Annotated in this window: 12 protein-coding genes; 6 read left to right on the forward strand and 6 right to left on the reverse strand. The window is 54.4% G+C overall.

Annotated elements, in window-relative coordinates; translation table 11 throughout:
* Nucleotides 1-33: 33 nt before the first annotated feature.
* The 3 genes from QMN38_RS10710 to tesA form a co-directional block, all read right to left on the reverse strand.
* Complete coding sequence (locus QMN38_RS10710) at nt 34-888, reverse strand: co-chaperone YbbN (protein WP_271441941.1); 855 nt, start codon at nt 886-888, stop codon at nt 34-36.
* Between the two features lie 59 nt (nt 889-947).
* The gene (locus QMN38_RS10715) at nt 948-1,718 is read right to left on the reverse strand and encodes an SDR family oxidoreductase (RefSeq protein WP_323605034.1); all 771 of its coding nucleotides are present in this window, start codon (nt 1,716-1,718) and stop codon (nt 948-950) included.
* Nucleotides 1,719-1,881: 163 nt separating this feature from the next.
* The gene (tesA, locus tag QMN38_RS10720; protein WP_271455941.1) at nt 1,882-2,499 is read right to left on the reverse strand and encodes a multifunctional acyl-CoA thioesterase I/protease I/lysophospholipase L1; all 618 of its coding nucleotides are present in this window, start codon (nt 2,497-2,499) and stop codon (nt 1,882-1,884) included.
* Here tesA and ybbA point away from each other — a divergent pair.
* The 6 genes from ybbA (at nt 2,467) to QMN38_RS10750 (ending at nt 9,723) form a co-directional block, all read left to right on the forward strand.
* Nucleotides 2,467-3,153 (forward strand): putative ABC transporter ATP-binding protein YbbA, encoded by a 687-nt coding sequence (gene ybbA, locus QMN38_RS10725; protein ID WP_271441944.1) that lies wholly within the window; start codon nt 2,467-2,469, stop codon nt 3,151-3,153. The two genes, tesA and ybbA, sit on opposite strands and share 33 nt — an antisense overlap.
* Nucleotides 3,150-5,564, forward strand: coding sequence for a putative ABC transporter permease subunit YbbP (ybbP, locus tag QMN38_RS10730; RefSeq protein WP_323605035.1), 2,415 nt, complete (start codon nt 3,150-3,152; stop codon nt 5,562-5,564). Before ybbA ends, ybbP begins: the two co-directional genes overlap by 4 nt.
* 188 nt (nt 5,565-5,752) lie before the next feature.
* A complete protein-coding gene (locus QMN38_RS10735; RefSeq protein ID WP_271441946.1) occupies nt 5,753-6,886 on the forward strand; it encodes a porin in 1,134 nt (377 codons plus the stop codon).
* A 275-nt stretch (nt 6,887-7,161) separates the two neighbouring features.
* Entirely contained in the window at nt 7,162-7,992 is an 831-nt protein-coding gene (locus QMN38_RS10740; protein WP_271454002.1) for a MetQ/NlpA family ABC transporter substrate-binding protein, read from the forward strand.
* Between the two features lie 62 nt (nt 7,993-8,054).
* The gene (gene sfbB / locus QMN38_RS10745; protein WP_137384584.1) at nt 8,055-9,071 is read left to right on the forward strand and encodes a virulence-associated ABC transporter ATP-binding protein SfbB; all 1,017 of its coding nucleotides are present in this window, start codon (nt 8,055-8,057) and stop codon (nt 9,069-9,071) included.
* A complete protein-coding gene (locus tag QMN38_RS10750) occupies nt 9,064-9,723 on the forward strand; it encodes a methionine ABC transporter permease (protein ID WP_005125237.1) in 660 nt (219 codons plus the stop codon). The genes sfbB and QMN38_RS10750 overlap by 8 nt, the downstream gene beginning before the upstream one ends.
* Here the strand turns inward: QMN38_RS10750 and mnmH are convergent, their stop codons facing one another.
* The 3 genes from mnmH to purE all read right to left on the reverse strand — a co-directional run bounded on the left by mnmH (nt 9,724) and on the right by purE (nt 12,479).
* Nucleotides 9,724-10,809, reverse strand: a complete 1,086-nt coding sequence (gene mnmH, locus QMN38_RS10755) for a tRNA 2-selenouridine(34) synthase MnmH (protein WP_323605036.1) — start codon at nt 10,807-10,809, stop codon at nt 9,724-9,726.
* 96 nt (nt 10,810-10,905) lie between these two features.
* Nucleotides 10,906-11,973 carry a 5-(carboxyamino)imidazole ribonucleotide synthase gene (purK, locus tag QMN38_RS10760; RefSeq protein ID WP_323605037.1) on the reverse strand — a complete coding sequence of 356 codons (1,068 nt, stop codon included), beginning with the start codon at nt 11,971-11,973 and terminating at the stop codon, nt 10,906-10,908.
* Nucleotides 11,970-12,479, reverse strand: a complete 510-nt coding sequence (gene purE, locus QMN38_RS10765) for a 5-(carboxyamino)imidazole ribonucleotide mutase (protein WP_323605038.1) — start codon at nt 12,477-12,479, stop codon at nt 11,970-11,972. The genes purK and purE overlap by 4 nt, the downstream gene beginning before the upstream one ends.
* Nucleotides 12,480-12,543: the final 64 nt, after the last annotated feature.

Raw genomic sequence — 12,543 nt, forward strand, 5'->3', positions numbered from 1 at the left:
TAAGCACAGCGCCATCGGGCAAAATGAAACGGATTAGTACAACAGTGCGTACAGCTGACGACGATATTTTGACGCCAGCGCATCACCGGTACCTAGCGCAGCGAGGATCTCCTGGAAGGTCTTACGTGCCTGACCATCAGCCGCCGCGAGATCTTTCTTCAAATGGCTGAACAGGAGTTCCAGTGCTTCTTCGTTACGTCCAACCTGGTGCAATTGAATAGCCAGTTGCGTTGCCAGTGCTGCATCCTGTGGGTTATTCGTAACCTGTTGCTGTAACTGCTGAATTTCTGGTGTATCAGCCGCCTGCTTCAGCAGTTCAATTTGCGCGACCAGCCCCTGATAACGGGTATCCTGATCCTGCAATGGGATGGTTTTGAGTACAGCTTCAGCATCTTCAGTACGATTCAGCGCAATTTGCGTTTCCGCCAGCAGCAGACCAATTTCGCTGCTCTGGTTGGAGATTTGCCACGCTTCTTTCAACAGCGGCAGGGCGTCGGCGTGGTTACCCGCTTCAATAAACTCAATTGCCTGGCGTGCTTTCAGCTCTTCTTCACTCGGCAATACTTTTTCAAGCAGTGCGCGGATAACCTCTTCCGGCTGCGGTCCCTGGAAGCCATCGACCGGCTGACCGTTCTGGAACAGGTAAACCGTTGGAATTGCGCGTAGACCAAACTGAGACGCGATCATCTGTTCGGCGTCACAGTCCAGCTTGGCAAGAATAAACTGGCCGTTGTACTGTGCAGCAAGGCTCTCCAGTACCGGCGTTAATTGCAGACAATGTTGGCTACGTTCAGACCAGAAATAGAACAGGACCGGGGTGGTCATCGACAATTCAAGGGTCTGCTGCAGATTTGATTCGTTAATATTGACAATATTTTGTGCGGACATGGAGTCACTCTCTATTCGTCTATTTGTTTCTACATGGGGGCTGACGAGCAGGCTTCAACTCAGCCGTGTAAAATTTTGTCCATTGCGCGGCCCGGGAGCAGGCGTTTGAGAAACGTCACAGCCCAGGTCACCAGCGTAACGGGATAACGCAATTTGGGTTTGTCGCTCTCAAAAGCATGGCGCACTTTGGTGACAACGGCCTCCGGACCCAATGTAAACCGAGCAGCAATACCGGGGTTCTCGACGGGCTTATCACTCTGGGTCTGGTTGACGTTTTCAGTAAAGCGGGTGCGAATGGGGCCGGGTTCAATCAGGCTGACCTTAATTCCGCTATGGCGAAGTTCCATCCGTAGCGCATCGGACCAGGCTTCCAGCGCATATTTGCTGGCGGCATACGCGCCTCGCCCTGGTGTGGAAATTAATCCCATGACTGAAGAGGTCATCACAATACGCCCTTCGCCATGAGGTAACATGGCGGGTAGCAGGCGCATAGTGAGCTGATGAGCGCCAAAAAAGTTGGCGGAAAACTGCTGTTCCATTTGCTCGCGGCTGATGGTGGACAGTGGGCCGTAAACGCCAAATCCTGCGTTGTTAAAGATCCCATACAAACGGTTATCGGTCAGGGCGATCACCTCATCGGCGGCGCGATCCACGCTTTCTGGTGAGTCGAGATCCAGCAATATGCCGGTGAATCCCATACCGTTCATGCGCGCGACATCCTCAGGTTTGCGGCAGCCAGCCAGAATTCGAAAACCCTGACGTTTAAGCTCAAGCGCACTTTCCAGGCCAATACCACTGGAACATCCTGTTATTAAGACCGATTTTTGCATAACTTTACCTGTCAGGATCTCCGTTGATTTACGAGTCGTGATTTACTATATCCGTCATACTTCAAGTTGTCTGTGCGTTGGCTACGCTCGCTCACCCCAGTCACATAGTTATCTATGCTCCAGGGAACTCTCTCACTTGCCGCCTTCATACAACTCGAATTATTTAGGATAGAAAAGGGGTGAGATGTTTCGCCATCCAGTCGGCAATAAACGGCTGGGCGTCACGATTAGGATGGATACCATCATCCTGCATCCATTGGGGTTTCAGATAGACCTCCTCCATAAAAAAGGGCAGCAGAGGAATATCAAACTCTTTGGCAAGCTTGGGATAAATCGCGCTAAAGGTTTCATTATAACGGCGACCGTAGTTTGCTGGCAGACGAATTTGCATCAGCAGCGGTTCGGCATTCGCCGCTTTTACGTCCTGCAAAATGGTACGCAGGGTTTGTTCAGTTTGGGCAGGTGCAAACCCGCGCAGGCCATCATTGCCACCCAGTTCGACCAGCACCCAGCGCGGCTGATGTTGTTTCAGTAATGCGGGCAGACGGGCCAGACCCTGCTGCGAGGTATCGCCGCTAATACTGGCATTTACCACCGGTGTTTTGCTGTGCCATTTATCATTAAGCAGTGCAGGCCATGCCGCACTGGCTGACATACGGTATCCGGCGCTCAGGCTGTCACCCAGAATAAGTAACGTGTCCGCTGCGGCGGCGCGGAAAGTTAACAGAACCAGGAACAGGAAAGGCAAATGCCAGCGGAAAACATTGTTGAAGTTCATCATCTTAAGAAATCCGTCGGTCAGGGTGATCACGAGCTATCCATCCTTACCGGAGTTGAACTGGTTGTCAAACGCGCCGAGACCATTGCGCTGATTGGCGAATCAGGATCGGGGAAATCTACGCTACTGGCGATCCTTGCCGGGCTGGACGATGGCTCCAGCGGTGAAGTGAGTCTGGTGGGACAGGCGCTGCATACCATGGACGAAGAGGCTCGGGCGCAGTTACGGGCGCGACATGTTGGCTTTGTCTTCCAGTCATTCATGTTAATTCCAACGCTGAACGCACTGGAGAACGTTGAGCTTCCTGCACTGTTGCGGGGAGAACACAGTGGGAAAAGCCGCGATGGTGCGAAAACGCTGCTTGAACAATTGGGGTTGGGAAAACGTCTCGATCATCTTCCGGCGCAGCTTTCCGGTGGTGAGCAGCAGCGTGTGGCGCTGGCAAGGGCGTTTAATGGGCGCCCTGATGTCCTGTTTGCCGATGAACCTACGGGCAATCTGGATCGGCAGACTGGGGACAAAATTGCCGATCTGCTGTTTTCTTTGAACCGCGAGCACGGCACGACCCTGATTCTGGTGACGCACGACCCACAACTGGCGGCGCGCTGCGATCGGCGTTTACGTCTGGTGAACGGGCTGTTGCAGGAGGAGGCATGATAGCACGCTGGTTCTGGCGCGAATGGCGCTCGCCTTCATTACTGATAGTCTGGCTGGCACTGAGTCTTGCGGTGGCCTGTGTGCTGGCGCTGGGCAATATCAGCGATCGTATGGAAAAAGGGCTGAGCCAGCAAAGTCGCGAATTTATGGCGGGTGACCGGTCGCTGCAAAGTTCACGAGCAGTCCCGAAAGCATGGATTGACATGGCGCGACAGCGTGGTCTGAAGGTGGGGGAACAACTGACTTTTGCCACGATGACCTTTGCCCGGGACACGCCGCAACTGGCGAACGTCAAAGCGGTGGATGATGTGTATCCGATGTACGGCTCGTTGCAGACCCATCCGCCGGGGCTGAAACCACAGCCAGGCTCGGTGCTGCTGGCACCGCGTTTGATGGCGCTGCTCAACTTAAAAATCGGAGACCCCATCGACGTTGGCGATGCCACGTTGCGCATTGCGGGTGAAGTGGTGCAGGAGCCTGACTCTGGTTTTAATCCGTTCCAGATAGCGCCGCGTCTGATGATGAACATGGCGGATGTTGAAAAAACGGGGGCGGTCCAGCCGGGAAGCCGGGTGACCTGGCGCTATAAATTTGGCGGGACACTGCAGCAATTAGAAGGCTATGAAAAGTGGCTGCTGCCACAACTGAAGCCAGAACAGCGCTGGTATGGGCTGGAACAGGATGAGGGGGCACTGGGGAAATCGCTTGAGCGTTCGCAACAATTCCTGCTGCTGTCGGCGCTGTTAACGCTGCTGCTGGCGGTGGCCGCGGTTGCCGTAGCGATGAGCCATTATTGCCGTAGTCGTTACGACCTGGTGGCGATTCTGAAAACACTCGGCGCGGGCAGGGCGCAGCTGCGCAAGCTGATTATCGGTCAGTGGCTGATGGTGCTGGTACTGTCTGGTGTAACCGGGGGGCTGTTTGGGCTGTTATTTGAACGTGTCCTGGTGGTGTTGCTCAAGCCGGTTCTGCCCGGCGAGTTGCCGCCTGCCAGCCCCTGGCCGTGGCTGTGGGCATTAGGCACGATGACGGTCATTTCCCTGTTAGTGGGGCTACGTCCTTATCGATTGTTGCTGGCGACACAGCCATTGCGGGTACTGCGTCGTGATGTCGTCGCCAACGTCTGGCCACTGAAGTTCTATTTGCCTGTGGTATTGATCGTTGTGGTCGCGCTGCTTGCCGGGCTGATGGGGGGGAGCATGCTGCTGTGGGCGGTGCTGGCCGGCGCGGTTGTACTGGCGCTCTTGTGCGGCGTGCTGGGCTGGATGCTGCTCAACGTACTGCGTGGGTTGACGTTAACGTCACTACCGCTACGTTTAGCGGTCAGTCGACTGTTGCGCCAGCCGTGGTCGACGCTGAGCCAGCTATCGGCCTTTTCGCTGTCCTTTATGCTGCTGGCGCTGCTGTTGGTACTGCGTGGCGATCTGCTCGATCGCTGGCAGCAACAAATGCCGCCGGAAAGCCCCAACTACTTCCTAATTAACATCGCCAGCGAGCAGGTGGTGCCGCTGAAAGCGTTCCTGTCTGAACATCAGGTGATCCCGGAGTCGTTTTATCCCATCGTGCGGGCGCGTCTGACGGCGATCAATGACAAAGCAACCGAAGGTAATCAGGACGAGGCGCTTAATCGTGAACTGAATCTGACCTGGCAGGATACCCGGCCGGATCATAACCCGATTACCGCTGGAAGCTGGCCGCCAAAAGCGGGTGAAGTGTCGATGGAAGAGGGGCTGGCGAAGCGCTTAAACGTGAAGCTTGGCGATCGTGTGACCTTTATGGGCGATACCCAGGATTTCAGTGCTACGGTAAGCAGCCTGCGCAAAGTGGATTGGGAAAGCCTGCGACCGAATTTCTTCTTTATTTTCCCTTCCGGTGCGCTTGACGGGCAGCCGCAAAGTTGGCTGACCAGCTTTCGCTGGGAGAACGGCAACGGCATGTTGACGCAGCTTAACCGCGAATTCCCGACCATCAGCCTGCTGGATATTGGCGCGATCCTCAAACAGGTGAGCCAGGTACTGGAGCAGGTGAGCCGGGCGCTGGAAGTGATGGTGGTTCTGGTCACCGCTTGCGGCATGTTATTGCTGCTGGCGCAGGTTCAGGTGGGGATGCGTCAGCGTCATCAGGAGCTGGTGGTCTGGCGTACGCTGGGAGCGGGTAAGAAATTGCTGCGTACTACGCTGTGGTGCGAGTTCGCCATGTTGGGGATGGTCTCCGGCCTGGTGGCGGCCATCGGTGCGGAAACGGCGCTGGCGGTTCTGCAAACAAAAGTTTTTGATTTCCCTTGGGAACCTGACTGGCGACTGTGGGTAGTCTTACCCTTCTGTGGGGCGTTGCTACTCTCTCTATGCGGTGGATGGCTTGGCTCGCGTCTGTTAAAAGGCAAAGCACTTTTCCGTCAGTTCAGCAATTAATTCATTTCCTTGATGAATGCGCACCGATTTTGCCATCGGTGTGTATTTTTTGGTCTATAGAGCACAAATTGATAAACCCTTGATATTTAACAGCACAAATCAATAAAAACCCGACAACACGAGAGTATTAATAAAAGTTAATATTTGTATGCTGAATAATTGGCAGGCTATCTATCAAGGTAAAAATAATGACTATAAAAAAAACAGCGCTGGCAGTATCGATTGGCGCAGCAGTGGCATTAACGACTTTCGCCTCTCAGGCGGAAATCACGGTCCTGAAACAAGATCCGCAGGCGGGCAATCCGCTGAGTCGTCTTAACTTCACCGTTGGCGGGAGTATTCGTCCACAGTTCCAGAATATGGCTGGCGATGATGGTAAGAATGGTTACAAACGTAATGGTTTCGATGGCGGTACTCGTTTCCGTTTCGCTGCTGATTACTATCTGTTTGATGACATCAGTTGGGTGAGTTACTACGAGCTGGGCGTTAACTTCCCGGCCATGTTCAACTGGGATAATCACTATGCTGACGGCGCCAACGATACCACGCGCCGTATGTTGTACACCGGTCTGAAGAGCGCGACCTGGGGTACGCTGACCTTCGGTCAACAGAACAGCATCTACTATGATGTGGTTGGCGCGAAAACGGATATCTGGGACTACGACATGATCGGTCAGGCACCAGGTAACGGGATCAACGGCGACTATGACGGTTCATATCGTACACGTAAATCACTGAAGTATAAAAACACCGTGGGAGATGTTGATCTCTACGCTTCTTATCTGTTCAGCGATGACTACAACCCGAATAACGGCCTGCGTTACAAACGTAAAGGCGGCGGTTCACTGGGTGTGGATTATCACATTACGGATGACCTGACCTGGGGTACAGCGTGGAACTACACCCGCGCGGAGATGCGTGGCAACACCAGCAAAACCTACGATCAAAACATCGTCGGTACTGCACTGAGCTGGAAACCGGACAACTGGACCTTCTCAATGGGCGGCGGCTGGTACCAGAACTTCATGACCACCAAAAAAGTGTCTGTAAACGACTACTTTGCGGGTGATGCCTGGGGTCTGGAATACTTCGCGGGTTACACCTTCCCGGTGGGTCAGTATGCGCTGAAATCTGTTCAGCCTTACGTCATGGGCGATCGCATTGAATACGTGAACGGTCGTAACTACCTGCGTACCGATAACGGTCTGGGTATCAGCTTCCAACTGGACTACGGTTTCCGTGTTGATTATGAACACGTCTTTACCTCCAGCACCGACAACCTGGGTGATATGAACCTGGTTCGTCTGCGTTACGACTTCTAATCGAACCCCTGCCGCCCGATACGCTTGCGCTTATCGGGCCTGGGAGTGCAGGGGGATCGCGTTATTTGTAAGCCGGATAAGGCACTTGTGTCGACATCCGGCTTTTTCATGCTTTCTCTCATTTAAAAATATACTCTGCAACATCATGAAATAATTTCAAGGACAGCAGGTTGTGATCTGTGTCATGTTAACAATCAGCCTGTTAACAGGCCAACAAGAACAACGCCGCAAGAACGGCGTGAGACATTACATCACAACGTTAAAATGGAGATATTATGGGATTGCGTCAGAGTTTACGCGTCGCGACTGGGGCACTGTTGCTGGCCTGCGGATTACAGTTTGCTCATGCGAATAGCGACCCGCATACCATCGTGTTTGGCGTCGCACCGGGTCCGTATGGTGATATGGTGAAGCAGGCTATTGCACCGACGCTGAAAGAAAAGGGCTACAAGGTGGTGGTGCGCGAATTTAGTGACTATGTTCAGCCAAACATGGCGCTCTCCAACGGCAGCATTGACGCAAACCTGTTTCAGCACTCGCTTTATTTTGACAAATTCACTGCCGATAAAGGGTTGAAATTGAGTAAGCTCATCGTTGTTCCAACGGCGGGGATGGGTTTTTACTCGCATAAAATCAAAAGTCTGGATGAACTGAAGAAAGGTGATGTCATCACGCTTTCTAACGATCCGACGAACCTGGCTCGCGGTTTGCGCTTCCTGCAATCTATCGACCTTATCACTATCAAAGACAATATTGATCCCACTAAAGCCTCTGAACGTGATATCGCCAGTAACCCGAAAGGGCTGGTGTTTAAACCGCTGGAAGCTGCGCAGTTGCCGCGTACGCTGGATGGTGTGACCGGCGCTCTGGTTAACGGTAACTTTGCGGTTGCGGCAAAACTGGATCTCGCCAGTGCGATCAAGCAAGAGCACCTGGATGAAAACCTGAAAAATATCATTGCGGTACGCAGTGAAGATGCAGATAAACCGTTCGCCAAAGACATTGTTGAAGCGGTGAAATCTCCGGCTTATCGTGCGGTGATAGACGATCCGAAAAACATCTACAGTGCCTTCCAGAAACCGGAATGGATGACGGCAGCCCAATAATCGCTGCGCTTAAAGTTTAACAGGGCAGCAACGACTGCCCTTTTCGCATTTCTGAGGTCGGTATGATTGAGATAGATAAGGTTTGCGTGGATTTCAGCGCAGGCCGAGGACCGTCAACCCGGGCGGTAGATGAGGTCAGCCTGCGCATCGGCGCAGGTGAGATATTTGGCATTGTGGGAACCAGTGGGGCGGGGAAAAGTACGCTGCTGCGTACCCTGAACGCCTTAACGCGCCCAAGCCAGGGAAGCGTGAAGGTGAACGGTGTTGAAATTTCAGCGCTGGAAGGAACGCACTTACGTAAGGCCCGTCAGCGTATTGGGATGATTTTTCAGCATTTTAATTTGATGCACACCCGCACGGTGGCGCAAAACGTTGCCTTCAGCCTGAAGGCTGCCGGATGGGAGCGCAGCAAAATCGCCCCACGCGTGGCGGAGATCTTAGCACTGGTCGGGTTAGCGGATAAAGCAAACCGTTTTCCGGTACAGCTCAGTGGTGGTCAAAAACAGCGTGTTGGCATTGCCCGCGCCATCGCCAACCACCCGGATGTACTGCTTTGCGATGAACCCACTTCCGCGTTAGATCTGGAAACATCAGCCACCATTTTGGCTCTGCTCAAACAGATCAACCAACAACTGGGGATCACGATCGTGCTGATCACTCACGAAATGAATGTGATCAAATCAATTTGCGATCGTGTGGCGGTCATGTCCGGTGGCAAGGTGGTGGAGTCAGGTGAGGTGTTTGATGTCTTTGCCCACCCGCAGCACGCTTTTACTCAGCAACTGGTCTCGCACACGCTTAATCTGACACTCCCGGAGCGCTTGCGGCAACATCTGCCAGGGCAACTGCTGAAAATTTTGTTTATCGGCGACTCAGCGGAACAGCCAGTGCTGTCTGAAGTGGCGGTAAAGTTTGGCGTGGCGGTAAATATCCTGCACGGCAAAATTGAATATATCGGTGAGCGCGCGCTGGGTATTTTGGTCGTGCAACTGACCGCGCCGCATAACCCTTCGGCGGTCGATGCCGCTGTGGAACATATTCGTCAACGTACCGCACAGGTGGAGGTGATTCGTGGATGATTTATTGCCGGATTTGACGCTGGCGTTTAATGAAACCTTCCAGATGCTGAGTATCTCAACCGTGCTGGCGATCGTTGGCGGCCTGCCGTTAGGGTTTCTTATTTTTGTCACCGACCGGCATTTATTCTGGCAGAACCGTTTCGTGTATCTGCTCAGTTCTGTGCTGGTGAACATTATCCGTTCGGTACCGTTTGTGATCCTGTTGGTGCTGTTGCTGCCGTTAACCCAGTTTCTGCTCGGGAACACCATCGGACCGATTGCGGCGTCTGTTCCGCTCTCTGTAGCGGCGATTGCGTTTTATGCCCGACTGGTGGATAGCGCGTTACGTGAGGTTGATAAAGGCATTATCGAAGCCGCGGAAGCGTTTGGCGCCAGCCCGATGCGTATTATCTGCACCGTGCTGTTACCGGAAGCCAGCGCGGGATTACTGCGTGGGCTGACGATAACGCTGGTGAGTCTGATCGGTTACTCCGCGATGGCTGGGATCGTGGGTGGTGGCGGGGTAGGCGACCTGGCCATTCGCTTTGGTTATTACCGCTACGAAACCCAGGTCATGATTGTCACGGTCGTGGCGCTAATTATTCTGGTTCAGGTGGTTCAGGTGCTGGGCGACTGGTTGGCGAAACGCGCGGATAAGCGCGACAGACACTGATCACTGTGCGTTAAGCCATTCGGCAACATCCTGCCATGTGCCGCGAAAGACGATTTTCGCGGCTTTCTTTTCCAGTTGATAGCGATACATCGGGTCGTAATACTCGTTGAGTAACGGCACCAGCCAGCCCATATGGGCGTCGGTACTGCCTGTCGTCTGCTGTTCGCGCAGGGCAACGTCGAGCTGCGCGGTTAGCTCCGCAAAGCGTTGTAACCCCAGACGACGGCGGATGGCGAACAGGCCGTGATGCAGATAGTCGCTGTATTCCTGCCAGCCCTGATTTTCCCCGTAAGCGTGGGTAAAATCGTGGTGCATGCGCACGAAATACTCCTCGCGCAGCCGTTCCAGACGCAGCTCAAAAGGATCGTCCACCACCGCAATGGATGCCTCGGTCATGCGCTCGCGCAGGCATTCGGGCAGATGGTTAGCGCCGATCATCCGGCCTTCATCTTCCAGCACCCACTGGCGCAAATCCTGTCGGCTGTCGGTTTTCAGCATTTCGACCGCCAGCAGATTTTCAAAACTCGCCTGGCTGAGCTGTGGTTCCACTGTACGTCCAAACGAGGAACCGCGATGATGTGCCAGACCTTCGAGATCCACGCCATTTGGCTGCTGTTGCACCAGTTGCGTTTTACCGCTTCCAGTACAGCCGCCAATCAGGACGATAGGTTTTTGCACCAGCGTTTCCGTCAGCTGTATCGTCGCCTGACGCAGTGCCTTGTAACCGCCTTTTACTAGCGGGTAGTCAATGCCGGACTCGTGCAGCCACTGCTGCACAATATGCGAGCGCTGGCCACCGCGGGCACAGCACAAGTATCCCTCTGGATGCTGGCGACAGGCTTCCAGCCAGGCGTTCATTCGCTGCTGGCGGGTTTCACCCGAGACCAGTTGGTGGCCCAATGCGAGCGCCGCCTCCGGTCCCTGACGTTTATAGCAGGTCCCGACGGCGGCGCGCTCGTCATCGTTCATTAGGGGGAGGTTGATCGCACCCGGCATCGCACCCTGTTGAAATTCGACGGGGGCGCGTACATCGATTAAAGGCGTACCGGCGAGCAGAATCGCGCGATAGTCCGTTCCATCGTTCATGTTCAGTCCTGAAAATACAAAACAGCAATGGAGGGGATTTTACGCGCCCGAAGAGGGGCCGGGGAAGGATAAAATCAACTCCCCGGCATTAATGGCTTATTTCAGCTTTGATTGCGCCCAGATAATTCCGCTGGCATATTCCGGCGGCAGTAGGGGAATTAACGCTTCAAGCGTGGCATTTAGACGTGCAGTATCGCTGTCGCTCAGGTTCAGGTGGCCGACCTTACGCCCTTCGCGCACTTCTTTGTCGTACCAGTGCAGATGGACCAGCGGCAGTTTCAGCCAGTCATAGTTCAGGTCGCTGCCAATCAGGTTTACCATCACCGAAGGATTGTTCACTACCGGCGTCGGTAACGGCAGGTTGGTAATGGCGCGCAGGTGCAACTCGAACTGGCTGATGCTGGCACCGTTTTGTGTCCAGTGCCCGCTGTTGTGCACGCGAGGTGCCAGTTCGTTAATCAGCAGACCTTCCGGGGTAATGAAACATTCCATCGCCATCACGCCGACATAACCCAGCTCCTGCATGATGGCGGAAAGCATCGCTTCGGCCTGTTCCTGCTGTCTGGCGTTAGACTGCGGGAAGACCACGCTGGTACGCAGAATGCCGTCCTGATGCAGGTTGTGGGTCAGCGGATAGAAAACCGTGCTGCCGTCGTGTGCGCGAGCGCCTACCAGTGACACTTCGCCCGAGAAGTTAATGCCCTGCTCGACGATACACTCACCGTAGCAATCACCCGGCAATTGTTCCGTTTCATTCGCGTGCAAACGCCACTGACCGCGACCGTCATAGCCGCCAACGCGACGTTTAACAATCGCCAGCTCGCCCAGTTTGTCGAATACCGCAGGCCATTCGCTTTTCTCTGCCAGCAGTTGCCACGGCGCGGTTGCCAGGTTGAGTTTGTCAAAAAGCTGCTTTTGCGTCAGGCGGTCGGCAATAATCGGGAAGACATCACGATTCACGAACGCCGGATGACGCGCCAGTTCGCGAGTTAACGCGGTTTCCGGCCAGCGCTCGATCTCAGCGGTAATGACGCTTTGCTGAAAGGGAACGGCGGCGGGTTCGGCATCCAGCCCGACTGGCCAGACCGCAATGCCCAGCGGCTCGCCGGCCTGACGCAGCATACGCCCTAACTGACCGTTACCGAGTACGCAGACCTGCTTCATGCCACACCTCGCGGGTCCGGGTTCTCCAGTACCTCATCGGTTTGTGTTTTGCGCCAGTCGCTTAGACGCTGATGTAATGCTTTGTCGTGTGTTGCCAGAATTTGTGCTGCCAGCAGGGCCGCATTGGCCGCACCCGCTTTGCCAATAGCCAGCGTACCCACAGGGATGCCGCGTGGCATCTGCACGATCGAATAGAGGCTATCTACGCCGCTCAGCGCTGCGCTTTGTACCGGAACGCCTAACACGGGGACCAGCGTTTTCGCGGCAATCATGCCCGGCAGATGCGCTGCACCGCCAGCACCCGCAATAATGACCTGATAACCGTTCTCTTCAGCACTTTCGGCGAAGCTGAACAGTTTGTCAGGGGTACGGTGGGCTGAGACGACTTCAACATGGTGTGGAACGTCCAGCATTTCGAAGATTTCGGCGGCGAACTGCATGGTAGCCCAGTCGCTTTTGGACCCCATCACGATGGCGACACGCGCCGGATTATTGCGGGAAGACATGCGTCTAAAAACTCCTGTGGGTGTGCTTCACACTGCTTTAGAGGCGAGAGAGAATAGCACGTTT

This window comes from Citrobacter sp. R-1.5.2 (assembly GCF_035064245.1).
Classification (GTDB): domain Bacteria; phylum Pseudomonadota; class Gammaproteobacteria; order Enterobacterales; family Enterobacteriaceae; genus Citrobacter.